Genomic DNA, 25,370 nt, shown 5'->3' with positions numbered 1-25,370 from the left:
ACGGATAGTCATTTTGTTTCGACGAACGGATGGAATCTGTCGATTTGCCGCATCTTTCGTTCAGCTTCGGGACGGGTTCGCGGGCCTAGACCGGCTCCGACGCCGGGCAGGACCTGGCGCGCACATGAAGGACAAGAAAATGAAAACACTGACCCCCCTCAAGCTCGCAGCGCTTTCGGCCGCAGCCGCGCTTCCCTTTGCGCTGTCGGCCCCGGCCATGGCGCAGGATGCCGGCCAGCCGGAAGTCTATGTCGGCGGCCAGGTCGGCTATCATGACCTTGGCAGCAACCCGATCGGTGCCGATGACGGCGCGATCTATGGCGTCTATGCCGGTGTCGACGTTCCCGTCGGCCCGACCCTGATCCTGGGTGCTGAGGGCAATTACAACCTCGGCTCGAACGCCATCGACAGCGAATATGGCGTCGCCGGCAAGATCGGCGTGAAGGTTGGCGATCGCGGCCAGCTGTTCGCGCGCGGCGGCTATCAGTGGGTGAATGTCGACGGATCGAAGGTGCTGAACGTGCCCGTCCCCGCCGGCTTTGACGACACCGATGGCGATTATCTCGTCGGCGTTGGCGGCCAGTACAAGATCGGCCCCAACACCGCGCTGCGCGTGACGGTCGATACGCTGGGCTTCGACACCACCCGCGTTGCCGGCGGCCTGTCGTTCAACTTCTGAGCGAAACGCTGACCCGCAACGGGTGAACAGGCCCCGCCCGCCCCTTTCCCCAGGGCGGGCGGGGCTTCTTGTTACGACCTTCCTGTCATTCGGCAGCTTCCATCGCCACCGCATCGCTCAGCGGATGCGCGAGACGGGTCAGCATCTCCTTGGGGCAGACCTGCCAGAATTGCGGCAGATAGCGGTCCCAGTTGCGCAGGATCTCCTGCGCCCACTGGCTGTCGGTGCCTTCGATATGCGCGGCGATCAGGCCCTTGAGACGATCCTCCCAATACGCGCTGTCGATGCGCTGCCAGACGATCGATTCGGGGTTAGCCTGGCCGGTAAAGCGGTCGTGCCGATCAAGCACGAAGGCCATGCCGCCAGTCATCCCGGCACCGAAATTGCTTCCGGTCTCGCCCAGGATCACCGCCGTGCCGCCGGTCATATATTCGCAGCCATTGGCGCCGCAGCCCTCGACCACCACTTCCGCGCCCGAGTTGCGCACCGCGAAGCGCTCGCCCGCCTGGCCGGCCGCGAACAGCTTGCCCGCAGTCGCGCCATAGAGCACGGTGTTGCCGATGATCGTGTTGGCATGGCTGACCAGCGGCGAACTCACCGTCGGCCGCACGATGATCGTGCCGCCCGAAAGACCCTTGCCGACATAGTCGTTCGCGTCGCCGAACACCTCGAGCGTGATGCCCTGGCACAGGAACGCGCCGAGCGACTGGCCCGCAGAGCCGCGCAGCCGGATGCGGACATGGCCCTCGTCCAATGCCTTCATGCCATAGATGCGCGTGATCTCGGCCGAAAGCCGCGTGCCCACCGCACGGTGCGTGTTGCGGACATTATAGGTCAGCTGCATCTTCTCGCGCCGGTCGAACACGGGGCGTGCATCCTTGAGGATCAGCGCGTCGAGGCTGTCGGGCACCGGGTTGCGCCAGGTATCGAGGCTGAACCGGCGCTGTTCGTCGGCGACATCGACCTTGGCGAGGATCGGGTTGAGGTCGAGATCGTCGAGATGCTCGGCCCCGCGGCTGACCTGGCGCAGCAGGTCGGTGCGGCCGATGATCTCGTCGAGGCTGCGGAAGCCCAGCCGCGCTAGGATCTCGCGCACTTCCTCGGCGATGAAGGTCATGAGGTTGATGACCTTTTCGGGCGTGCCGGTGAACTTGGCGCGCAGCCGCTCGTCCTGCACGCACACGCCCACCGGGCAGGTGTTGCTGTGGCACTGGCGCACCATGATGCAGCCCATGGCGACCAGCGACAGGGTGCCGATGCCATATTCCTCTGCGCCCAGGATCGCCGCGATCACGATGTCGCGCCCGGTCTTGAGCCCGCCATCGGTGCGCAGCTTCACCCGATGCCTCAACCCGTTGAGCGTGAGCACCTGGTTCGCCTCGGACAGGCCCATTTCCCAGGGCGTGCCGGCGTACTTGATGCTGGTCTGGGGCGATGCGCCCGTGCCGCCGACATTGCCCGAGACGAGGATCACGTCGGCATGCGCCTTGGCGACGCCCGCCGCGATCGTGCCGATGCCCGCCGCCGAGACCAGCTTCACGCAGACGCGCGCATGCGGGTTGATCTGCTTGAGGTCGTAGATCAGCTGCGCCAGATCCTCGATCGAATAGATGTCGTGGTGCGGCGGCGGGCTGATCAGCGTCACCCCCGGCGTCGAGTGACGCAGCTTGGCGATATATTCGGTCACCTTGAAGCCGGGCAGCTGGCCGCCCTCGCCGGGCTTTGCCCCTTGTGCGACCTTGATCTCGATCTCCTCGCACGCGCCGAGATATTCTGCGGTGACGCCGAACCGGCCCGATGCGACCTGCTTGATGCCGCTATTGGCATTGTCGCCATTGTCGCGCGGCGAATAGCGTTCGGAGGCCTCGCCGCCCTCGCCCGAGACCGCCTTGGCGCCGATGCGGTTCATCGCGATCGCCAGCGTCTCATGCGCTTCGGGCGACAGCGCGCCCAGCGACATGCCAGGCGTGACGAAGCGCTTGCGGATTTCGGTGATCGCCTCGACCTCGTCGAGCGGCACCGGCTTGGCCGCGTAGTTGAACTCCATCAGGTCGCGCAGGTACACCGGCGGCAGCTCGCGCACGCCTGCGGCGAACTGCAGATATTGCGAATAGCTGTCCTTGGCGACCGCGGTTTGCAGCAGGTGCATCAGCCCGGCGGAATAGGCATGCGCCTCGCCGCCGTCGCGCTGCTTGTAGAAGCCGCCGATCGGCAGCCGCGCGACATTGCTGTCCCACGCTGCCTCGTGCCGCAGCTTGGCATTGAGGTGCAGCGAGGCATAGCCTTCGCCCGAGATCTTCGACGGCATGCCGGGGAACAGGTCGTTGACCAGCGCGCGGCTCAATCCAACCGCCTCGAAATTGTATCCGCCGCGATAGCTCGAGATCACCGCGATGCCCATCTTGGACATGATCTTGAGCAGGCCTTCGTTGATCGCCTTGCGGTAATTGGCGATGCACTTGTCGAGGCTGATGTCGCCGCACAGGCCGCGCGCCTGGCGGTCGGCGATCGACAATTCGGCGAGCCAGGCGTTGACCGTGGTCGCACCCGCGCCGATCAGCACCGCGAAATGGTGCGTATCGAGGCACTCGGCGGTGCGCACGTTGATCGAGGCATAGGCGCGCAGCCCCTTGCGCACGAGATGCGTGTGCACGGCGGCGGCCGCGAGGATCATCGGCACGCCGATATGGTCCTCGTCGGCCTTCTCGTCCGAGAGGAAGATCTCGGTGCTGCCTTCGCGCACCGCCTGTTCGGCTTCGTTGCGGATGCGGGTGATCGCGGCGCGTAGCTGTTCGGGTCCGCCCTCGGCCGGGAAGACGCAGTCGATATCGGCGACCAGCCGCCCGAAATCGGCCTTGAGCCGGCCCCACTCGGCATTGGTCAGCACCGGGCTGTCGAGCACAAGCACGCGCTCGTTCTGGCTGTCCTGCTCGAGGATGTTGGCGAGGTTCGAAAAGCGCGTCTTCAGGCTCATCACATGCCGTTCGCGCAAGCTGTCGATCGGCGGGTTGGTGACCTGGCTGAAATTCTGGCGGAAGAACTGCGCGATCGGGCGCGGCTTGGCGCTGACCACCGCGAGCGGGGTATCGTCGCCCATCGACCCGATGGCTTCCTTGCCGTCCTCGGCCATCGGCGCGAGGATCGTCTCCATGTCCTCGATGGTCAGGCCCGCCGCGACCTGACGCCGGGTCAGTTCGGCGCGGTTCATCTCGGCGATGCTGTCGGGTCCGGCAGGCGGCAGGTCATGGATCGAGCGGAAGCCCTTGACCAGGTCACGATAGGGCTGCTCGGCGGCGATCCGGTCCTTGATCTCGCGATCGTGATAGAACTTGCCCTCGTGCAGATCGACCGCGATCATTTGGCCCGGCCCCAGCCTGCCCTTCTCGACGATGCTGCTTTCGGGCAGCACGACCATGCCGGTTTCCGACCCGATGACGAGCAGATTGTCGTTGGTGAGGCTGTAGCGCAGCGGGCGCAGCGCGTTGCGGTCGACGCCCGCCACCGCCCAGCGGCCATCGGTCATCGCCAGCGCCGCCGGGCCGTCCCAGGGTTCCATCACGCTCGCCATATATTCGTACATCGCCTTGTGCTCGGGCGGCAGCACCTGGTCGCCCTGCCAGGCCTCGGGCACCAGCATGATCTTGGCGGTGGGGGCTTCGCGGCCCGAGCGGCAGATCGCCTCGAACACCGCATCGAGCGCCGCCGTGTCGGAAGCGCCTGCGGGGATCACCGGCTTGATGTCCTCGCTGTTCTCGCCAAAGGCCAGCGACGCCATCTTGATCTCGTGGCTCTTCATCCAGTTCTTGTTGCCCCGGATGGTGTTGATCTCGCCATTATGCGCAAGACAGCGGAACGGCTGGGCCAGCCACCATTGCGGGAAGGTGTTGGTCGAATAGCGCTGGTGGAAGATCGCGATACGGCTCTCGAAGCGCGGATCGGTAAGATCGGGATAGAAGACCGACAGGCTCTCGGCGAGGAACAGGCCCTTGTAGATGATCGAGCGGCACGACAGCGAGCAGATGTAGAAATCGCTGATCTGCGCGGCGATCACCTTGTTCTCGATCCGGCGGCGGACGAGATAGAGCTGCTTTTCGAACTCGGCGATATTCTGTTCGTCGGGCATGGGTCCGGCGATCATGATCTGCTCGATCTCTGGCCGAGTGCGCTGCGCCTTGTCGCCGATGACCGCGATGTTCACCGGCACCTGGCGCCAGCCATAGATGGTATAACCCGCCTCGATGATCTCGCTCTCGACGATCGTGCGGCACGTTTCCTGCGCCTGAAGATCGGTGCGCGGCAGGAAGACCATGCCGACCGCGAGCTTGTTGGGCAGCACCTTGTGGCCGCTGTCCGCAATCGCGTCGTCGAAGAAGCGCACCGGCAGGTCGACATGCAAGCCCGCGCCATCGCCGGTCATGCCATCGGCATCGACCGCGCCGCGGTGCCAGACCGCCTTCAGCGCATCGATCGCGCTTTCGACGACACGGCGCGAGGGCCGCCCGTCGGTCGCCGCAACCAAGCCGACGCCGCAGGCATCGGATTCGGTATCCGGGCGATACATGCCTTCGCGGGCAAGGCGTTCATGCTCGGGCGTGGGAAAATGGGTCATGTCTCGTGTCTTTCGTCTCGACCGGCCGGGGCGTCGCGCTCATCCGGCCAGGTCCGTCATCTTGCTCAGGCGGCGACCATTTCGGCCCCGGCGCGGGCCTTGGCCTTCAAATATTTGTGCATGTGCTCGGCAACATCGCGGCCGTCGCGGATCGCCCAGACCACCAGCGAGGCACCGCGCACGATATCGCCTGCGGCAAACACGCCATCGAGGCTGGTCATCATCGTCTTGTGGTCGACGCGCAGCGTGCCCCAACGCTGGACCGAGAGCTCGTCGCAGCCGAATGCGACCGGCAGGTCCTCGGGATCGAAGCCCAGGGCCTTGATGACGAGGTCGGCCGGGACCGAGAAATCGCTGTCGGGATCGGGCTCGGGCGCGCTGCGGCCCGAAGCGTCGGGCGCGCCCAGGCGCATGCGGCTGGCGCGGACCGCTGTCGCGTGCGGCGTGCCCTCGACCGCGACGGGTCCGGAGAGCCAGACGAACTCGACGCCCTCTTCCTCGGCATTGAGCACCTCGCGCTGCGACCCGGGCATGTTGATCCGGTCGCGGCGGTAGAGGCACTTGACCGAGGCCGCGCCCTGGCGGACGGCGGTGCGCACGCAATCCATCGCGGTATCGCCGCCGCCGATGACGACAACATGCTTGCCTGCGGCGTTCAGCGCGCCGCTATCGAAAGCGGGCACGTCATCGCCAAAGCCCTTGCGGTTCGAGGCAATGAGATAATCAAGCGCGGGGACGACGCCATCCGCACCGATGCCCGGCACCTTGATATCGCGCGCCTTGTAGACGCCGGTCGCGATCAGCACCGCGTCGTGCTTCTCGCGCAGATCGTCCATGCTGGCGTCGCGGCCGACCTCGAACCCGCAATGAAAGACGATGCCCGCTTGCTCGAGCCGCGCGACGCGGCGCATGACGACGTCCTTTTCGAGCTTGAAGCCGGGAATGCCATAGGTCAGCAGCCCGCCCGCGCGGTCGTGCCGGTCGTAGACATGCACGTCATAGCCGCCCATGCGCAGATATTCGGCTGCGGTCAGGCCAGCAGGCCCGGCGCCAATGATGCCGACCGACTGGCCCCGCGGCTTGCCGACCAGCACCGGCTCGACCCAGCCCTGCTCCCAGGCGGTGTCGGTGATGTACTTTTCCACCGAGCCGATGGTGACCGCGCCGTGCCCGGAAAACTCGATCACGCAATTGCCCTCGCACAGACGATCCTGCGGGCAGATGCGGCCGCAAATCTCGGGCATGGTCGAGGTGAGGTTCGACATCTCATAGGCTTCGCGCAGCCGCCCTTCGGCGGTCAGGCGCAGCCAGTCGGGGATATGGTTGTGCAGCGGGCAATGGGTCGAGCAATAGGGCACGCCGCATTGCGAGCAGCGCGCCGACTGCGCCTGCGCAGCGCTGCCGTCGAACTTGTCCGAGATCTCCTCGAAATCGTCGGCGCGGTCCTCGGCGCTGCGCTTGGGCGGATAGGCCTGACCGCGATCGACGAATTGCAGCATCGCGAGCTTTTCCGCCGCGAGCGCCGCTGCGGTTGCTACTGTGTAGTCGTGCTGGTCAGCCATGCCCCTGCCTTCATTTACGCAATCGATAGGCGCGCGAAAAATTGCGCGCGCCGCAACTGACGCAGCTTTAGGCGATCATGAACGCAGAGTCACGCATTTTTCTGTCAATAGGTCAGCATTGTTGACTATTGATCCGCGATAAGGATCATTTCGTCGCAGCCTGGGACAATTTCCCGACCTTAACAGGTCCGTATCGGCCCTATCGGTTGGCAAGCCATATCAGGGCTGCCGCGCCCGCGACGATGCGATACCAGGCGAAGGGCACGAAACCGTAACGCGTGATGATCTTGAGGAACGCCTTGACCACGACCAGCGCGACGATGAACGACACGACGAACCCGATCGCGATCGCCCCGAACTCGTCCGGGGTGAGCATGTCGCGGTTCTTGTAGAGCTGCAGCACCGTCGCGCCGGTGAGCGTCGGCAGCGCGAGGAAGAAGCTGAATTCGGCGGCGGTCTTGCGATCGACGCCCATCGCCATCGCGCCCAGGATGGTCGCGCCCGAGCGGCTGACCCCCGGAATCATCGCGATGCACTGAACGAGACCAATGCCGATCGCGGTCTTGAACGGCACGCCGGCAACGCCGCCGGCATCGCTCGTCTTGGTGAGCTTCTCGACCACCAGGATCGCGACCCCGCCGATGATCAGCGCCCAGGCGACGACCACCGCATTCTCCAGCAGCTTGTCGATCTGGTCGCCGAACGCCAGACCCAGGATGACAGCCGGGAAGAAGGCGATCAGCAGGTTGCGCGTGAACGCGACGGCAGATGGCTCCCAGCGCATCAGCCCCGCAAGCACATCCATGAAGGTGCGCCAGTAAAGCACCACGATCGCGAGGATCGCGCCCGGCTGGATCGCGATGTTGAACACCGCCCAGGCCTCGGCATCGAAGCCGAGCAGTTCGGTCGCGAGAATGAGATGTCCGGTGGAAGAGACCGGCAGAAACTCGGTCAGGCCTTCGACGATTCCCAGCAATATGGGGATGAGATACATTTCGATCATGCCGCCTTAAGAAAGACGGCATGGTCCCAAGTCAACCGGTTATCGGGTGCCTATCAGGCGGAAAGGCTGGCGGTCAGCTTGGCGAATGCCTCCTGCGACACCCCGGCCACGCCCTCGCGCCAGCGCGCCGGATCGGCGGTCATCGTGTACTTGCGCGACTTGTTGGTGCCCACCCCGCCGAGAAAGCCGATGACATTGCTCACCGTCTCGAGCGTCTTAGCGGTGCCGCCGGTGGTATCCGCGAACGTGCCGTAATCGCCGCCCATCGCTACCGGTTCCTTGAGCACCACCGACCCGATCTTGCCGCCCGGCGCGAACACGGTGAGCTGGCTGGCATCGGGAAAGGCGGCGAGGCTCGACTTGACCTTGACCGAAGAGCTGTTGGTGAACCAGCCGCCATAGCTGTCGGCATCGGCGAAATCGACGAGCAGCAGCGCGTTGATCACCGGCAGGCCCGACGACTTGGCATAGGTCTTCGCATTGGCGCTGGCATAGCCGACACTCATGTTGAAACTGAAATCGAAGCCGCCGCCGGTCATGATGCCCAGCCATTCGACCAGCACCACCGGATCACCCAGCGCGGCGGGGCTGAACAGCCGCGCCTTGGCCTTGTCGTCGCGCCCGGTGATCAGCGTGCGTTCCTCGCCATTGGGCAGCGGCTTGACCTGCTTGCCATAGGCCGCGAGCAGCCCCTGCCGGTCGGCCAGCGTGATGCCCATCGACGTCAGCCGGTCAGTGAACGCGGCATAGGCTGCTTCGGTGGCATCCTTGAAATCGGCGTCGGTCAGCCCGGCGAGATAGCTGCGCGCAGTCGATTTGCCGCCAAAACCGCCGCCCATCAGTCCGCCGCCGGCCTTGGCGCGGTCGATCCGCTCGGTGAGAAAGCCCACCGCGAACGATCCGATCACCGCCTGACGAATCCCGGCGAGCGCTGCCGGGTTCTTCACCGACACCGGCGACTTGGCCTTTTTCGCGGCCAGAACCGGCGAAGGCAGCGCAGCGAGCGCGGCAGCGCTCGCCGAAGCGATCAGAAAATGGCGGCGGTCGATCGTCATCATGTCCCCCTTGAGCGAAGCGACGATCCCGGCGGGCGCTGAACCCGCCGGGATCGCCTTTTCATCACCTGTCACCGGCCAGCAGGGTCGCGGTTTGCTGAATGTTCGGTGGCCGATGATGAAAAGCGGATGCTTCGTTGAAGACAGGCTTAAGCCGCTGTTTCCCATCGCCACACCCCGATTGGGGGGGATTTGATGTCGGGTGCGATCAATGGCTGACAGCGCATGGAGAATATGGCAGCATGACTGCCAATAATTCGCCGGACGCAAGGCGATCGAAACAGGAGGGTGCAGATGAAACGGGTTTTGAAAGCGGGCGCGATGGGGATCGCGCTGATCAGCGGCGCGGCCGCGCAGGCGCAGCTCAGCGATGCCGAGCGCGCGGCGGTGCTCGCGCGGCTTCCTGCCGACGACGGCAGCGACATGACCGACGCGACGCGCGGCAAGATCGCCGAAATTCCGGGCGGCGTGATCAAGACCACCGACGGCAAGACCGTGTGGGACGCATCCGCCTTCGACTTCCTCAACGCCGAGGCTGCGCCTGCGACGGTCCACCCTTCGCTCTGGCGGCAGGCGCGGCTCAATCATATCCACGGGCTGTTCGAGATCGTCCCCGGCAAGGTCTGGCAGCTGCGCGGCTATGACATTGCGGTGATGACGATCATCTCAGGCAAGACCGGCTGGATCGTGGTCGATCCGCTGCTGACCGAAGAGGCCGCCGCCGCCGCGATGCAGCTGGCCGAGAGCAAGATCGGCAAGCGCCCGATTTCCGCCGTGCTGTTCAGCCACAGCCATGCCGATCATTTCGGCGGGGTGGGCGGCATCCTTTCACCCGACGACGCAAAGAAGCGCAAGGTGCAGATCGTCGCGCCGCACGGCTTTGCCGAAGAGGCGGTGAGCGAGAATGTGCTCGCGGGCAACGCGATGACCCGCCGGTCGAGTTACATGTTCGGCACCGCGCTCGCGCCGGGGGCGCAAGGCCGGGTCGACAACGGCCTGGGCACCGGGCTGTCGATCGGCACCACCGGTTACATGGCCCCGACGATGCTGATCGGCCCCGAAGGCGGGCTCAAGGTGATCGACGGGGTGCGCTTCGATTTTCTGGACGCGGCAGGCACCGAGGCTCCGGCCGAATTCCTGTTCTACCTCCCCGATTTCAAGGTGCTGCACACCACCGAGGTTGCGGTGAAGACGCTGCACAACATCCTGACGCTGCGCGGCGCGCAGGTGCGCGATGCGCTGCGCTGGTCGAAGATCATCGACAAGGCGCTGGTAAAATGGGGGGGCGAGGCCGAGGTCCAGATCGCCTCGCACAACTGGCCGACCTGGGGCCAGGCGCGGGTGGCGGCCTATCTGGAAAACCAGCGCGATGCCTATCGCTATGTCCATGACCGCACCCTGGGACGGGCGAATGCGGGCATGACGCTGCACGAGGTCGCCGATGGCATTGCCGAACCGGCGGCGCAGCAGGCGGCTTATGCCGCGCGCGGCTATTACGGCACGATCAACCACAATATGAAGGCGACCTATCAGCGCTATTACGGCTGGTGGGACGGCGTTCCCGCGAATTTCAACCCGTTGCCCCCGGTCGCCGCCGGCAAGGGCTATGTCGAACTGGCGGGTGGCGCGGACAAGCTGCTCGAAGCGGGCAAAAAGGCGCAAGCGGCGGGCAACCATCGCTGGGCCGCCGAGCTCTTGAACCATCTGGTCTTTGCCGAACCGGGCAACGCCGCCGCCAAGGCCGCATTGGCCGACAGCTACGAGGCGCTCGGCTTTGCGGCCGAATCGGGCATCTGGCGCAATTACTATCTGGCGGGCGCGGCGACGCTGCGCGGGACCGAATTGCCGCGCAAGGGGGCAAGCACGCAGAGCCGCAGCTTCATCAGCGCCATCCCCACGGCGGAATTCTTCGATGCGCTGGCGACGCGCTTTGCCGCCGAGCGCGCGGGCAACATGCGCGCGCGCATCAACTTCATCCTGCCCGACACCAAGGAAACGCTCGGCATCATGGTCAATGGCGATGTCGAGGTGCCGCGCTATGGCGCGACGCTCGCCGATGCCAATGCCACGGTGACGCTCAATCGCAAGGATTTCGACGCGATCGTGATCGGCGAGACCGATTTCCCGACGCTGATGCGATCGGGCGCGATGAAGATCGACGGCGATTCGGGGCTGTTCCTGCGCTGGCTGATGCTGCACCCGCCGTTTGACCCGGCCTTCGCGGTGGTGACGCCCTGATCCCTATTCGGCAGTCAGCGGGCGGGCGAGCAGCGCGGCGACGGCATCGCCTGCCGCGACCTGGCCCGCGAGCAGCGCGCACACGGTATCGACGATCGGCATCGCGACGCCACGCGCTTTCGCCACGCGCTGCAGCACCGGCGCGGTGAACGCGCCTTCGGCCACCGTCGCGCGGTCGGCGAGCACGTCGGCGGCCTTGCGTCCCTCGCCCAGCGCCTTGCCGAGCGAGAAATTGCGCGAGCTCATCGACGAGCAGGTAAGCACCAGATCGCCGAGGCCCGACAGGCCCGAGAGCGTCTCGGCCTGCGCCCCGCAGGCGAGGCCGAAGCGCGTCATTTCGGCAAAGCCGCGCGCGATCAGGGCGGCGCGGGCGTTCTGGCCGAGGCGGAGCCCCTCGACCACGCCGCAAGCGATCGCGAGCACGTTCTTGACCGCGCCGCCGATTTCCGCGCCGATGATGTCGGTGCTGAAATACGGGCGGAAGGCAGGTCGCCAGATCAGCGGCGCGATCCGGTCCCATTGTGCTTCGCTTTCGCATGCCAGCGTCACGGCGGTCGGCTGGCCGTTTGCCACCTCATGCGCGAAGGTGGGGCCGGACAACACGGCAAGCGGGCGTCCCGGCGCAGCGGCGCGCGCGGCATCCACCATCAGCTCGCCGGTCGCTTCCTCGATGCCCTTGCAGCAGAGCACCAGATCCCCCTCGCCCTGCGGCAGCCCGGCGAGCACGCGGCGCATGTGCTGCGCGGGCGTGACCACCAGCAGCATCGGCAGATCGGCAAGGTCGGCCAGATCGGTGGTGGCGCGGATGCCGGGATTGAGGTCAATCCCGGCGAGATAAGGCGTATTGCGGTGCTGCGCGTTGACCTCTTCGACCACCGGCGCTTCGAACGCCCAGAGCCGCACCGCGCGCCCGTCGCTCGCCAGCATCTGCGCCAGCGCGGTGCCCCAGGCACCGCCGCCGATCACGCCCACCGCCTGCTTGCTCATGCCTTCACCCCCGCGCCGCGCGCGGCTTCTGCTTCGGGATCGAGCGGCCAGCGCGGACGTGCGGGCAGATCGAGCGGATCGGTCAGCCCCAGCGCGAACCGCTCCGCCCCTGCCCAGCCGATCATCGCGGCATTGTCGGTGCACAGCCAGAGCGGCGGGGCGACAAAACCCATATCGTGCCGGGCGGCGAGGGATTCGAGCGCGGCACGGATCGCGCCGTTCGCCGCGACTCCGCCTGCGACGACGAGGGTCTTGGGTTTGCCTGGCGTGGCACCAGCAAATGCGGTCTCAACATTCTCCGCGTTCCCGAGCGAAGTCGAGGGACGCATGCGCGACCCTTTGCGATCACGTCCCTCGACTTCGCTCGGGACAAACGGGGAATGGGTTGAACTGGACTGGGAAAGCGCTCGCTCCAGCCGATCGACCAGGCAATCCACGACCGCCTGCTGAAACCCCGCCGCAATGTCCTCGGGCCGGTGCGTGCCGCTCTGCACCGCGCGCAGCACTGCACTCTTCAGGCCCGCGAACGAGAAATGCGGCTCGGCGCTGCCCAGCAGCGGGCGTGGCAACGGCACTGCCTTCGGATCGCCCTGCCTGGCCAGCGCCTCGACGCGCGGCCCGCCCGGATAGCCCAGCCCCAGTATCTTGGCCGTCTTGTCGAACGCCTCTCCCGCCGCATCATCGATCGTCGTCGCCAGCCTGCGATACTGGCCCACGCCATCGACGCGCAGGATCTGGCAATGCCCGCCCGAGACGAGCAGCAGCAGATAGGGGAATTCAAGGCTCGCGTCGGCGAGGCGCGGCGAGAGCGCATGGCCTTCGAGATGGTTGACCGCGATCAGCGGCTTGCCCGCCGCCATCGCCAGCGCCTTGGCAGTGACCAGGCCGACCATCACCCCGCCGATCAGCCCCGGCCCTGCGGTCGCGGCGATCGCGTCGACATCGTCAAGCACCAGCCCGGCATCCTTGAGCGCGGCTTCGATCAGCGGGGTCAGCACCTGCACATGCGCGCGCGCCGCGATCTCGGGCACCACGCCGCCATAGGGCTTGTGCGCCTCTTCCTGCCCCGCCAGCCGGTGCGCCAGCACCGTGCGGTCCGACCCGATCAGCGCCGCCGCGCTCTCGTCGCAGCTCGATTCGATGCCCAGGATGATTGCCATAAGGCTTCCCCTTATCGGCATACGCCGCTAGCACAAGGGCATGGGTAACGAGACACATGCGGGCCTGCCCGAGGGGATAGCGGAAATTCTGGAACAAAGGCCGATCCGGCTGGGCACGCGCGCCTCGCCGCTGGCCATGGCGCAGGCGCGGATGACCGCCGCTGCGCTTCGCGAGCGTTGGGGCTTGACCGAGGATCAGGTCGAACTCTCCCCCGTGGTGGCGAGCGGGGACCGCATCACCGACCGCCCGCTTGCCGATGTCGGCGGCAAGGCCTTGTGGACGCGCGAGCTCGACTGGTCATTGGGCGGCGGCGCGATCGACCTGTCGGTGCATTCGATGAAGGATGTCGAGACCGTCCGGCCCGATGCTTTCCACATCGCCGCAATGCTGCCGCGCGCCGATGTGCGCGACGTGCTGCTGGGCGCGACCAGCATCGAGGCGTTGCCGCAAGGTGCGCGCTTCGGCACCAGCTCGCCGCGCCGCGCCGCGCAGATCCGCAGCATTCGCCCGGACATCACCACCGTGCTGTTCCGCGGCAATGTCGCCACGCGCATCGGCAAGCTGCAGGCGGGCGAGGCCGATGCGACGCTGCTCGCCGCCGCCGGGCTCGATCGCCTCGGCGAAACGCTCGATGGGCTCGTCTCGGCGCGGCTCGACAGCGATACCTGGTTGCCTGCCCCCTCGCAGGGCGCGGTCGGCGTGGAGGTGCGCGCCGATGACGCTCCGATGCGCGCGCTGATCGGCGGCATCGACAACGCCCCCACCTCGATCTGCGTGCGCGCCGAACGCGCGCTGCTGTTCGCGCTGGGCGGCGATTGCCATTCGGCGGTGGCGGCACTCGCGCGGATGGATGGCGAGACGGTCCACCTGCGCGCGATGCTCTATTCGGAAGATGGTGCCGAGCACGTCGCGGGCGAGGCGCGCTTTGCCCCTGGCGATGCGCAGGGCCCGGCCAGCCTTGCTGCCGAACTGCTCGCCCGCGCCCCCGAGACGATCACCCGGCTGTTCAACCCCGCGTGATGGCAGGCGCGCGCATCATCGTGCTGCGCCCGCAGCCCGGCGCGACCGCGACCGCACAGGCGCTGCGCGCCAACGGTCACGACCCGCTGGTGACCCCGCTGTTCGCGATCGAGCCGGTCGCCTGGACGCCCGCCGACCCGCAAGCCTATGACGCGCTGCTCGTGGGCAGCGCCAATGTGTTCCGCCATGGCGGCCCGGCCCTCGCCGACCTCAAGGGCCTGCCGGTCTATGCCGTTGGCGGCAAGACCGCGCGCATGGCGAGCGATCTGGGCTTCCGCGTGCGCGGCCAGGGCACGGGAGGCCTTGCCGCGATGCTGCCGATGCTGGTCGAGGACGGGCATCTGCACGTGCTGCGGCTGGCGGGCGAGGACCGGGTCGATCTCCCCGCGTCGCGCCTGGCGATCGATACGCGCATCGTCTATCGCTCGCGCGCGCTGCCGATGCCCGATGCCCTTCGCGAGGCGCTGACGGGACCTGCGATCGTGCTGCTCCATTCGGCGCGCGCGGCACAGCATTTCGGCACGCTGGTCGACAGCGCAGGCATTGATCGTGGCCATATCAGCCTTGCGCTGTTCGCTCCGGCGCTGGTCGATGCAGCGGGCGACGGCTGGGCCAGCGTGCGCATCGCTGCCGCCGCTGACGACCGCGCCTTGCTGGACGTCGTCGCCACGCTGTGCCAGCATGAGGCGGGACGCCAACGGGCGAAAAAGCCGGAGACCGAATGAACGTGGATACACCCCGCCAGGCAAGCCCCAGCCAGGGGCAGGGGGCGAGCGGGCGCTCGCTGCTGATCCTGCTGCTGCTTGCCTTTGTCGGTGGAGCGGTGCTCTCCGGCTGGATCATCACCCGGTCCGGCTGGTTCGAAACGCCAGCCCCGCCCCAGGCTGCGATCGACCGCAACGTGATCACCGCAGATCCAGCCAGCCCGGCCCCTGCAGCGGTCCCGCCGTCGATGGCGACAGGGATGCTCAGCGGCCCGGTGCCACCCGGCGCGCTCGACCAGCGCGTGGCGGAGCTGGAAAACCGGCTGTCGCTGATCAACGTCCAGGCCCAGGCGGCGTCGGGCAATGCCGGGCGCGCCGAAGGGTTGCTGATCGCCTTTGCCGCGCGCCGCGCGCTCGACCGGGCATCGGCGCTGGGCTATCTGGAAGGCCAGTTGCAGCTGCGCTTCGGCACGGCGCAGCCCAATGCCGTGGCCACCATCATCCGCGCCTCGAAAAATCCGGTGACGATGGACCAGCTGCGCGCGCAGCTCGACGAGATCGGCCCCTCGCTGGGATCGGGCCGCGCTGCCAATGAGAGCTTCTGGGCGGCTCTGCATCGCGAGGCGAGCGAACTGTTCGTGATCGAACAGGCGGGCAAGGAATCGCAGACCCCGACCCAGCGCGTGCAGCGCGCGCGGCGCTATCTTGAGGCGGGCCGGGTCGAGGCCGCGCTCGGCGAGATCGAGAAGCTTCCCGGTCGCGCCAAGGCTGCGGACTGGATCGCCAAGGCGCGCAGCTATGCCGAGGCACGGCGCGCGCTCGACATCATCGAAAGCGCCGCGATCCTGGAGCCGCGCGGCCTGCGCGATGCGACCGGCCAGCCGATCGAGCAGCCATCGCCGCTGGCTCCGCCCGCAGGCTGAGGCCTGCCGATGCCTGAACCATTGCAAGACCCCGTGATCGTGCTGCTCGCAGGCGGGCAGTCGCGGCGGATGCAGGGACAGGACAAGGCGCTCGCCGAGATCGACGGGCAGCGCATGATCGACCGGGTGCTGGCCCGGCTCGCACGCCAGGCAGGCACGCTCTGGCTGTCGGCCGCGCACGATTATGCCACGGGCCTTGCCGTCATCCGCGACGAGGCCCGTGCACCCGCAGGCCCGGTCGGCGCGATCCGATCGATCGCGAGCGCGCTGCGCGCCCGGGGCGGCGACGCGTTCGTCACCTGTCCGGTCGATGCGCCGTTCGTCCCCGACGATCTGGCCGCGCGGCTGATGGTCGAGGCCCCGCTCGCCATGGCCGAGGCAGATGGCGCGCTGCAACCGGTGTTCGCGCTGTGGAGCGCACGCGCAGTGCTGCAGGCGCTGCCGCCCGATCGATGCCAGGAACGCTGGTCGCTGCAGCGGCTGGGCGAGGCCATCGGCATGCGCGCGGTGTGCTTTCCAGACGCCGGTGCCCTGATGAACGTCAATACGCCGCAAGATCTTGAAATCGCGCGCCGCCATGCGCTCGATACGCGTGGGAAACGGCTTGGCGAGGCCGGGTCAACGCGATATTCAGCATAGCGAAAGCCGAAAACCATATAGAGCGGCGCTTTGCCGCCGACACGCGACGCGGCACGCAGCAGGGAACACAGGGGCCAATCTGGCATGGCGGTGAAAGACAAGGGCGGCACGGCCGCACCCAGAAGCGGGGCCCGCCTCTGGTTCTGGCGCATCGTCAAGATCGGTGCCGCGACCAGCTTTTTCGGGCTGATCGCGCTGGTTGTCGCGGTGGCGACGGTGATGGGATCGCTGCCCAGCTTCAACGATCTCAAGTCCTCGCCCAACGGCCAGATGATCCTGGTCAAGGCCGCCGACGGCACCGAGATCATGCAGCTCGGCCCCAGTTTCGGCGAGTGGCTCGACATCGAGGACATCCCGCAGGTGATGAAGGATGCGATGATCTCGGTCGAGGACCGGCGCTTCGCCTATCATCCCGGCGTCGACGTGATCGGCATCGGCCGCGCGATCTTCACCACCGCGAGCGGCGGCGGACGGCTGCGCGCGACCTCGACCATCACCCAGCAGCTGGCGCGCAACATCTTCCTCAGCAACAGCCGCTCGTATACCCGCAAGATCCGCGAGGGCATCCTCGCGCTCGCGCTCGAGCAGAAGTTCAGCAAGGACCAGATTCTCGAGCTGTATCTCAACAAGGTCTATTTCGGCGGCGGCGCCTATGGCGTCGATTCCGCCTCACGCAAGTTCTTCAACCACGATGCGACCACGCTCTCGCTCGCCGAGGCAGCGATCATCGCCGGGCTGGTCAAGGCCCCGTCGCGCTATTCGCCCACCGCCGACAGCGAGGCAGCGATCGGCCGCGCCGGGGTGGTGCTGCAGGTGATGCAGGATGTCGGCACCATCACGCCCGCGCAAGCCGCCGAGGCCGATCTGGACGCGGTGAAGTTCGCGCCGGAAAAGGGCCAGAATTCGGTGCGCTATTTCACCGACTGGGCGCTGCCACAGCTCGATACGCTGATCGAGGGGAATGACGAGCCGATCGTGGTGTGGACGACGCTCGACCTCAATATGCAGCGTGCAGGGACCGCAGCAATCCAGGCCTATGTCCCCGGAGGCGCACAGGGAGCACTGGTCGCGCTCGACCGCGATGGCGCGGTGCGCGCGATGGTCGGCGGCACCGATTACGTCACCTCGAACTATAACCGCGCCGTCAGCGCCTTGCGTCAGCCGGGATCGGCGTGGAAGCTGTTCGTCTACATGGCCGCGCTCGAGGCGGGCTACAAGCCCGAGGACATCGTCACCGACGCGCCGATCACCATCGGCGGCTGGACCCCGCGCAACAGCGGCGGCAGCTATGCCGGCGACATCTCGCTGCGCACCGCCTTTGCCTATTCGAAGAACACCGTCGCCGCGCGTATCGGCGAGGATGTCGGCACCAGCACGATCGCCAACATGGCGCGCCGCTTCGGGATCACCACGCCGATCACCACCCTGCCCTCGATGGTGCTGGGATCGTCCGAAGTGCGCGTGATCGACATGGTGCGCGCCTTTGCCGGGGTCAGCTCGGGCGGCGTGGCCATCGCGCCCTATGGCATCACCAAGGTGACGACGAGCAAGGGCGAGCTGCTCTACCAGCACGAGGCGGACATGAGCCAGGTGCTGGTGCCCCCCTATGTCACGGCGGGCATGACCGACCTGCTGCAGACCGCAGTCAATGTCGGCACCGGCCGCGCCGCACAGATCGGCCGGCCCGTCGCGGGCAAGACCGGCACGACGAACAGCAACAAGGACGGCTGGTTCCTCGGCTTTTCGAGCGGCATCACCACCGGCGTGTGGATGGGCCGCGACGATGCCCGGCCCGTGGGCGGCCTCCAGGGCGGCACCGCGCCCGCGCGCGCCTTTGCCGCTTTCATGAAGGTCGCGGTAGCCAAGCGCAAGATCGAGCCGTTCGAGACCGAGCTCAAGCTTCCCGAATCCGAGCTGGAGCCCGATGACGAGGCCTATTTCGGCTCGCCCGACGACGTGATCTTCATCGACGAGAACGGCAATCCGGTCGGCCAGGGCGAAGGCATCAGCCCGCCCCAGAACGGCGGCGGCATCCCGGGCGAGGCGCAACAGCCCGAACGGCTCGACGAGAATTTCATCGACCGCGCTCTGGGCCGCGACACTCAGCCGCAACGCCCGCAGGTCCGCCAGGCCGAACCGCGCCCGCCAGTGCGCAGACCGCCGCCGAACCCGCAGGACGACCGGGTCGCGCCGAGATTGCGCGAGGAAGAGGGGCAGTAGGGCGGTACGGCGGGCGTCCAATTTCGGGCGTGAGCATTGCGATCAGTTATAGCAGACACCGCCTGATTTGCGGCTGATCGCAATTATTCTTGCTCAGACTTCTCCAGCCAGCCTTGGAAGTCGGGCGCGGTACCGAGCCGAGTTGCAACATGCAGCACCATATCGCCCGTCTTCACTACCCAGTGACTGGCTGTTTCAGCTGACCAACTCCCGTTTCGTATGGAAAGCCGCTCAAGCCATGAAGAACGATGCATCTGGATCAAGCCCCATGTCCCGCCATAGGGCACGCTTTCAGTGAGCAAAGGGACATCATCACCTGCAGCATAGATAGGGTCGGCGTACTCCTCATAGGCCTTGAACGCTTCGACGTTATTGAAAGCAATCGTCAGCCCACGAATGTGCGGCTCAAACTGGGGGAGGCCAGCTGCGGATAAGTCCCGAAAATATACATGGGCCGTAAGAAGGTTTTGCGACGCGTCGTATGAAAGGTCCAAAGCTGCAAGAGGAAGCTCGGGCAAATCGTCAGTCGGCACCCAGCGAACTGCTTGATCTTTGCGCATATGGCATTGTGACCCAATTTACGGACGGCAGCAATGGCGTCGCAAAACGAACGCAGGTCTTAGCATACCCCAGCTCCGCTCAGCCTGAGCTCGTCGAAGGCCCCGCTATGACTTCGGCGTGGGTGCATGGCCCCCTCTCCCAGCTTCGCCTAATTCGCTTCGCTCATAAGGCTTCGCAACCCTCTCCCTCGGAGGGGAGAGGGGGCTGCTCGCACAATCTCTCGAACGCAATCCTTGTCATTTATGCAAGACCAGGGACCATGATGTGAGGCGGCTGCATCATCGTAGCCTGACGGTGCCCCGCGATCGGGCTCCGGTGCGCGACAGTCGTCGCTTGTCTCGACATCCAGAAACGGGCGCTCGATGCAACGGGCTGCTCGCGCCAAGACAGCTGCATTTGTCACGTTGCCCTCGCCACTTGCTGCTATCAACGCATCCCGCGCGCGTTCCAGAGTAGCGCGATCGCCAGTAAGGTAGGCGGTAAACCCAGTAACATATGTGTTCCAATCAAGCGCGGCATCTGGAGCCTGATCCGCTCGTCGGGATGCAGCCGCTAGCAGCGCTGCGGCTGCACGCGTACCTGCATCTGCTCCGGAACGCGCGAGATTGCGCGACATGTGGAAGGTCGTGATCGCGTGCTGGCGGGTTGTCAGCAGCGGCCCTGTGGCGAGATAATCGCGGGCAGCCTCAACGGCTTGGACATAACAGCCTCGAGAGTTGTACCACATTGGCCCGCCAAGCTTCTGGGTATCAAACTCAAAGTCGTTCCATGAGCGAGCAGCATTACTGGTGCGGATCGCCAAGTCATAGCGACAAGCACTTGATGGCTGCGCCTCATCATTGGTGGGCGCGCCCTCACTTTGCGTATCGACCGTTGCCGCCGTAACGAGAGCAAAGAACAGAACTAGGAATGCCATAAGGCATCTTTCTCTGAATCGACCTGCTTTCGCAAGCGGTGTCTGGGATGTTGCTTGGAGCCAAGGTTGATGGACTGGGCGTCAACTCGGTGCCGCCGTTACAAGCTAGCGAGCGAGCGTCCGGAAGGGCAAGCTTGCGATTAGCCGGTAGAAACAGAAACGGGGTCGCTTCCCGAACGGCCAGCTTGTTCGAGGACAGCTTGAACGCCGCACCCCAAACGCAATCCGGCCCGGAAGCTTGCGCTGCCGGGCCGGATCGGTTTTCGGTTCTGTGCGGCGTCAGAAGCTTAGTGCTTCACGCCCGCCCAGACGTTGCGATAGGCCATATAGCCGAGGCCCGTCGCGATGATCAGGAAGATCAGCACGGCCCAGCCGGTCTGGTGGCGCTTTTCCAGCGTGGGCTCTGCGGTCCACACCAGGAACGCGGCGACGTCCTTGGCCATCTGTTCGCGGGTGGCGTTGGTGCCGTCCGAATAGGTGACGATGCCGTCGCTACCCAGCGGGTTGGCCATCGCGATGTTCAGGTTCGCGAAATAGGGGTTATAGTTGAGGCCCGGTCCCGGCATCGCGTCGGGGAACTTCTTGGCGAGTTCCGCCGGCGGATCCTGATAGCCGGTCAGCAGCGAATAGACATAGGCCGCACCGCCGTGACGCGCCTTGGTGATCAGCGAAAGATCAGGCGGCAGGGCGTTGTTGTTGGCGGCTCGGGCGGCGGTTTCGTTGGCGTGCGGCGAGGGGATATAGTCCTGCGGCAGCGGCTTGCGCGTGGTCGGCTCGCCCGTGGCCGGATCGATCGACGGGGTCTGCGTCGCCCAGTTGGCAGCGATCGCCTTCACTTCGTCCTCGGTATAGCCCAGCTCGGTCAGGTTGCGGAACGCGACCAGACGCATCGAGTGGCAGGCCGAGCAGACTTCCTTGTACACCTGGAAACCGCGCTGCAGCTGCTGGCGATCGAACTTGCCCATCGGACCATCGCTGCTCAGCGCCAGCTTCTTGGGGTGGAGGTGGAATTCATGTTCTGCCGTCGGCTGGGGCGGCTCGCTGATATAGGCGGCCGCGCCAACTCCGAAGGACACCAGCAGCCAGCCGCTGAAGAACAGCCCGACCAAAAATGCACCAATGCGAATCATGTCGAATGACTTTCCTTTTAGCGTCAGGGCTTATTCGGCGGGCTGCAGCGCAGGGCCACCAACCGAGCCGGAGCTGTCCTTGCCGAGCACCGCTTCGGTGATCGAGAAGGGCAGCGGCTTGGGCTTTTCGATCTTCGAGATGATCGGCAGGATGATCAGGAAGTGTGCGAAATAATAAGCCGAAGCCAGCTGGCTGAGCATCACATAGGGTTCTTCAGCCGGTGCGCCGCCGAGATAGCCGAGCAGCAGCACGTCCAGCACCAGGATGATGAAGAAGGTGCGGAACAGCGGACGATAGTTGCCCGAACGGACGGGCGAGCGATCGAGCCAAGGCAGGAAGAACAGCAGCAGGATCGATGCGAACATCGCCAGCACGCCGAGCAGCTTGGCCGGCACGATGAAGAAGTCGAAGGTGAAGGCGCGCAGGATCGCGTAGAACGGCCAGAAATACCATTCGGGAACGATGTGCGCCGGGGTCGAGAGCGGGTTGGCCGGGATGTAGTTGTCCGGGTGACCCAGTGCGTTCGGCGCAAAGAACAGCACCGAGCAGAACAGGATCAGGAACACGCCCAGGCCGAAACCGTCCTTCGCGGTGTAATAGGGATGGAACGGCACGGTGTCCGATTCCGACTTCACTTCCACGCCGGTCGGGTTCGACGAGCCCGGGATGTGCAGCGCCCAGATGTGCAGGATGACGACACCGGCGATGACGAACGGCAGCAGATAGTGCAGCGAGAAGAAGCGGTTCAGCGCGGCGTTATCGGGGGCGAAACCACCGAGCAGCCAGGTCTGGATCGGTTCGCCGACCAGCGGAATGGCGCCGAACAGGCCGGTGATCACCTTGGCACCCCAGAAGCTCATCTGGCCCCAGGGAAGCACATAGCCCATGAAGGCGGTCGCCATCATCAGCAGGAAGATGACCAGGCCGAGCAGCCAGATCATTTCGCGCGGCGCCTTGTACGAGCTGAAATAGAGGCCGCGGAAGATATGGATATAGACGACGATGAAGAAGAAGCTGGCGCCGTTGGCGTGCGCATAGCGCAGCATCCAGCCCCAGTTCACGTCGCGCATGATATGTTCGGTCGAATCGAAGGCGACCAGCGCGTTGGGCGCATAGTGCATCGCCATGATGATGCCGGTGACGATCTGGATGACCAGCGCGATGCCGGCGAGCACGCCGAAATTCCAGAAATAATTGAGATTGCGCGGCACAGGATAGCCGCCGCCGATCGCACCATAGACCAGACGGGGGAGCGGCAGGCGCTCATCCAGCCATTTGGTCAGATCGGACTTGGGTTCGTAGTGCTTGGCCCAGGAAAAGCTCATGATCTATGCTCCTCAACCGATCTTGATGACAGTGTCTGACAGGAATTCATATTCCGGCACTTCAAGGTTCTTCGGCGCCGGACCCTTGCGGATGCGCGCGGCGGTATCATAATGCGAACCATGGCACGGGCAGAAATAGCCGCCGAATTCGCCCTTCACCTCACCGGCGGCCGCGCCCAGCGGCACGCAGCCGAGATGCGTGCAGACGCCCAGCGTCACCAGCCAGTTGGTCTTGCCCGGCAGCGTGCGATCGGCAAGCGACTGCGGATCGCGCAGCGACGCCACGTCGACCTTGTCGGCTGCGGAAATTTCTTCCGGCGTCAGGTTGCGGATAAACATGGGCTGTTTTCGCCACACGGTCTTGATCGCCTGGCCCGGCTGCACCGCCGAGACATCGACCTCGGTCGAGGCCTGCGCCAGCACGTCCTTGCTGGGCGCCATCTGCGTAATCAGCGGGATCAGCACCGATGCGCCACCGACGCCAGCAAAGCTGACCGCGGCGATGTTGATGAAATCGCGGCGACGCACGCCATCGGATTCGACGGCAGCGGTGCCATCTTGATTCATCGTGACTTGTTCTGCCATGTCGCTAACCTGACCCTCAAGTTATTGAAAAGGATACGTTTTTTATCGATATAGGAAGCGGCATGGCACGGCTTCGCCCCTGGCCCGTCCGCATGATTGCGGGCCTGATAGACGCAAAATCGTCATCTTGCCAACAGGGAAATTGGCGCGCCGCAGCATCATTCCGCCGATTCTGCGCCGTTATGCCGTGCCGTGCACGCGCCGGACCGAGCAGGACAGGTGACAGCCGCGCCGCGCGCGCTATGAAGGGGCGATGCGCATTGCCCTGTACCAACCCGAAATCGCCGGAAATGTGGGAGCCATTCTCCGCCTGGCCGCTTGCCTGGCGGTGCCGGTGGAGATCATCGAGCCTTGCGGCTTCGTGTTCGACGACAAGCGGCTGAAGCGCGCGGCGATGGATTACGGTCCGCTCGCCGAGATGACGCGTCATGCCGACTGGCCAAGCTTTCGGGCGTTCGCGCGCGACAGCGGCGCGCGGCTCGTGCTGATGAGCAGCAAGGCCAGCACAAGCATCTACCGCACCGCGTTCCAGGACAATGACATCCTGCTGATGGGCTCGGAAAGCGCAGGCGTTCCGGATCATGTGCGCGACGCCTGCGACCTGCAGACCACCATTCCGATGACCGCGGGTGTCCGATCGCTGAACATATCGGTTGCCACCGGGATTGCGCTGGGCGAGGCGCTGCGGCAGACACGAAGACTGGGTGAGGCATGATCGGCCATCACCATATAGGGGAGCGCGATGACTGACTGGACCGAACAGAAGCCCAAGGCCCGCGCGTGGTTTGAAAGCCTGCGCGACGCGATCTGCGCCGAATTCACCGCGATCGAACGCGAGGCGGGAAGCGATGCGAGCTTCGAATATACCCCCTGGGAGCGGACCGAGGCGGACGGATCGCCCGGCGGCGGCGGCGTTCGCGGGCTGATCAAGGGCAAGGTGTTCGAAAAGGCCGGCGTCAACGTGTCGACCGTCGAGGGCCGGTTCAGCGAGGAATTCGCCAAATCGATCCACGGCGCGGGCGAGGACCCGCGCTTCTTTGCGACCGGAATAAGCCTGGTCGCCCATATGTCGAATCCGCACGTGCCTGCGGTGCATATGAACACCCGTTTTCTTGTGACCACCAAGGCATGGTTCGGCGGTGGAGCCGATCTCAACCCGCCGCTGCCCTACGCGCAAGATACGGACGATTTTCACAGCCGGATGCAGGCGGCGTGCGACGCGCACAATCCGGACTATCATGCGAAGTTCAAGGCCTGGGCCGACGACTATTTCTATATCCCCCACAGAGGCGTGCACCGCGGCGTCGGCGGCATCTTCTACGATCATCTCGAATGCCCGGACGAGGCCGCGTTCGATGCGAATTTCGCCTTCACCCAGGATGTCGGCCGCGCGTTTCTGGACATTTTCCCCGCGCTGGTGCGCCGGCGGATGGGCCAGGAATTTTCGCCTGCCGAAAAGCACCAGCAGCTGGTCTGGCGCGGCCGCTATGCCGAATTCAACCTGATCCACGATCGCGGCACATTGTTCGGCCTCAAGACCGGCGGCAATATCGACGCCATCCTGATGAGCCTGCCGCCCGAAGCGGTCTGGGAATGAGCCGATGACGATCGAGCGGCTCGACCATGTCAACATCATCACCGATGATCTCATGGGCACCGCACGCTTCTATGCCGAGCTGCTCCAGCTCGAGATCCGCCTCGCGCCGCCGCCGCTGACGCCCGACAATGCCCGCTGGGCGTACGATGCGGCGGGCAACGCGGTGGTGCATATCAACAGCACCGACTGCCCGCGCACCTATGACCGCGCGGTCACCCCCGGGCCGACCGGATCGATCCACCACGTCGCCTTCCGTTGCCGGGATTATCCCGCGATGGTCGCCCGGCTCGAGGCGCGCGGAGCGGACTATCGCGTCAACGAGGTCGAGGCGATCGGCCTCAAGCAGCTGTTCACGCTCGACCCGAACGGGGTATTGCTCGAGCTCAATTTCTTCGCGGGGTAAACGCAAAAAGGGGTGCGGCCGCTGGTGCAGCGCGCGCCCCTCTTGCGGGAAT

20 protein-coding genes are annotated in these 25,370 nt (G+C 65.6%); 10 read left to right on the top strand and 10 right to left on the bottom strand.

All coding sequences use genetic code 11. From position 1 onward, the window contains the following. Positions 1–139: 139 nt before the first annotated feature. Entirely contained in the window at positions 140–679 is a 540-nt protein-coding gene (locus FG486_RS17810) for an outer membrane protein (protein WP_157759178.1), read from the top strand. A gap of 85 nt (positions 680–764) precedes the next feature. Here the strand turns inward: FG486_RS17810 and gltB are convergent, their stop codons facing one another. The 4 genes from gltB to FG486_RS17790 all read right to left on the bottom strand — a co-directional run bounded on the left by gltB (position 765) and on the right by FG486_RS17790 (position 8,911). Further along, positions 765–5,288 (bottom strand): glutamate synthase large subunit, encoded by a 4,524-nt coding sequence (gene gltB, locus FG486_RS17805; protein ID WP_181268558.1) that lies wholly within the window; start codon positions 5,286–5,288, stop codon positions 765–767. Between the two features lie 65 nt (positions 5,289–5,353). Further along, a complete protein-coding gene (locus FG486_RS17800) occupies positions 5,354–6,787 on the bottom strand; it encodes an NAD(P)-dependent oxidoreductase (RefSeq protein ID WP_066274761.1) in 1,434 nt (477 codons plus the stop codon). Positions 6,788–7,049: 262 nt separating this feature from the next. Then, positions 7,050–7,853: an undecaprenyl-diphosphate phosphatase gene (locus tag FG486_RS17795; protein WP_181268557.1), complete on the bottom strand. Its 804-nt coding sequence runs from the start codon at positions 7,851–7,853 to the stop codon at positions 7,050–7,052. 53 nt (positions 7,854–7,906) lie between these two features. After that, positions 7,907–8,911, bottom strand: a complete 1,005-nt coding sequence (locus FG486_RS17790) for a hypothetical protein (RefSeq protein ID WP_206678415.1) — start codon at positions 8,909–8,911, stop codon at positions 7,907–7,909. Between the two features lie 291 nt (positions 8,912–9,202). Between FG486_RS17790 and FG486_RS17785 the strand changes: the two genes are divergently transcribed. Further along, a complete protein-coding gene (locus tag FG486_RS17785; RefSeq protein WP_181268555.1) occupies positions 9,203–11,146 on the top strand; it encodes an alkyl/aryl-sulfatase in 1,944 nt (647 codons plus the stop codon). A 3-nt stretch (positions 11,147–11,149) separates the two neighbouring features. Here FG486_RS17785 and FG486_RS17780 read toward each other — a convergent pair whose 3' ends face one another. Together FG486_RS17780 and tsaD are read right to left on the bottom strand one after the other, a co-directional pair. Further along, entirely contained in the window at positions 11,150–12,133 is a 984-nt protein-coding gene (locus FG486_RS17780; protein WP_181268554.1) for an NAD(P)H-dependent glycerol-3-phosphate dehydrogenase, read from the bottom strand. Then, positions 12,130–13,293, bottom strand: a complete 1,164-nt coding sequence (gene tsaD / locus FG486_RS17775; protein ID WP_181268553.1) for a tRNA (adenosine(37)-N6)-threonylcarbamoyltransferase complex transferase subunit TsaD — start codon at positions 13,291–13,293, stop codon at positions 12,130–12,132. Before tsaD ends, FG486_RS17780 begins: the two co-directional genes overlap by 4 nt. A 40-nt stretch (positions 13,294–13,333) precedes the next feature. Between tsaD and hemC the strand changes: the two genes are divergently transcribed. The 5 genes from hemC to FG486_RS17750 all read left to right on the top strand — a co-directional run bounded on the left by hemC (position 13,334) and on the right by FG486_RS17750 (position 18,800). Then, entirely contained in the window at positions 13,334–14,314 is a 981-nt protein-coding gene (gene hemC, locus FG486_RS17770) for a hydroxymethylbilane synthase (RefSeq protein WP_181268552.1), read from the top strand. Further along, positions 14,314–15,039 carry a uroporphyrinogen-III synthase gene (locus FG486_RS17765; RefSeq protein ID WP_181268551.1) on the top strand — a complete coding sequence of 242 codons (726 nt, stop codon included), beginning with the start codon at positions 14,314–14,316 and terminating at the stop codon, positions 15,037–15,039. The genes hemC and FG486_RS17765 overlap by 1 nt, the downstream gene beginning before the upstream one ends. Further along, a complete protein-coding gene (locus tag FG486_RS17760) occupies positions 15,036–15,941 on the top strand; it encodes a mitofilin family membrane protein (protein WP_181268550.1) in 906 nt (301 codons plus the stop codon). Before FG486_RS17765 ends, FG486_RS17760 begins: the two co-directional genes overlap by 4 nt. Before the next feature lie 9 nt (positions 15,942–15,950). Then, entirely contained in the window at positions 15,951–16,580 is a 630-nt protein-coding gene (gene mobA / locus FG486_RS17755) for a molybdenum cofactor guanylyltransferase (protein WP_181268549.1), read from the top strand. Positions 16,581–16,664: 84 nt separating this feature from the next. Beyond that, entirely contained in the window at positions 16,665–18,800 is a 2,136-nt protein-coding gene (locus FG486_RS17750; RefSeq protein ID WP_181268548.1) for a transglycosylase domain-containing protein, read from the top strand. A gap of 83 nt (positions 18,801–18,883) precedes the next feature. Here the strand turns inward: FG486_RS17750 and FG486_RS17745 are convergent, their stop codons facing one another. From FG486_RS17745 to petA, 4 genes are all read right to left on the bottom strand, one after another. Further along, positions 18,884–19,360 carry an FAD dependent oxidoreductase family protein gene (locus FG486_RS17745; protein ID WP_181268547.1) on the bottom strand — a complete coding sequence of 159 codons (477 nt, stop codon included), beginning with the start codon at positions 19,358–19,360 and terminating at the stop codon, positions 18,884–18,886. A 1,204-nt stretch (positions 19,361–20,564) separates the two neighbouring features. Continuing rightward, positions 20,565–21,407 carry a cytochrome c1 gene (locus FG486_RS17740; RefSeq protein WP_060979240.1) on the bottom strand — a complete coding sequence of 281 codons (843 nt, stop codon included), beginning with the start codon at positions 21,405–21,407 and terminating at the stop codon, positions 20,565–20,567. A gap of 30 nt (positions 21,408–21,437) precedes the next feature. Continuing rightward, positions 21,438–22,733, bottom strand: coding sequence for a cytochrome b (locus FG486_RS17735; RefSeq protein ID WP_066277526.1), 1,296 nt, complete (start codon positions 22,731–22,733; stop codon positions 21,438–21,440). Positions 22,734–22,745: 12 nt separating this feature from the next. Further along, complete coding sequence (gene petA, locus FG486_RS17730; RefSeq protein ID WP_420542539.1) at positions 22,746–23,300, bottom strand: ubiquinol-cytochrome c reductase iron-sulfur subunit; 555 nt, start codon at positions 23,298–23,300, stop codon at positions 22,746–22,748. Positions 23,301–23,571: 271 nt separating this feature from the next. On the opposite strand from petA, the gene FG486_RS17725 reads away from it, so the two are divergent. Genes FG486_RS17725 through FG486_RS17715 form a run of 3 tightly spaced genes read left to right on the top strand, consistent with a single transcriptional unit; the run spans position 23,572 to position 25,318 of the window. After that, complete coding sequence (locus FG486_RS17725) at positions 23,572–24,033, top strand: tRNA (cytidine(34)-2'-O)-methyltransferase (RefSeq protein WP_181268546.1); 462 nt, start codon at positions 23,572–23,574, stop codon at positions 24,031–24,033. 27 nt (positions 24,034–24,060) lie between these two features. Further along, the gene (gene hemF / locus FG486_RS17720; protein ID WP_066277533.1) at positions 24,061–24,915 is read left to right on the top strand and encodes an oxygen-dependent coproporphyrinogen oxidase; all 855 of its coding nucleotides are present in this window, start codon (positions 24,061–24,063) and stop codon (positions 24,913–24,915) included. A 4-nt stretch (positions 24,916–24,919) separates the two neighbouring features. Beyond that, positions 24,920–25,318 carry a VOC family protein gene (locus FG486_RS17715; protein WP_181268545.1) on the top strand — a complete coding sequence of 133 codons (399 nt, stop codon included), beginning with the start codon at positions 24,920–24,922 and terminating at the stop codon, positions 25,316–25,318. Positions 25,319–25,370 lie beyond the last annotated feature (52 nt).

It is taken from the genome of Blastomonas ursincola (assembly GCF_013607875.1).
In the GTDB taxonomy this organism is placed as follows: domain Bacteria; phylum Pseudomonadota; class Alphaproteobacteria; order Sphingomonadales; family Sphingomonadaceae; genus Blastomonas; species Blastomonas ursincola.
This window is presented reverse-complemented; position numbering and strand designations above follow the sequence as displayed.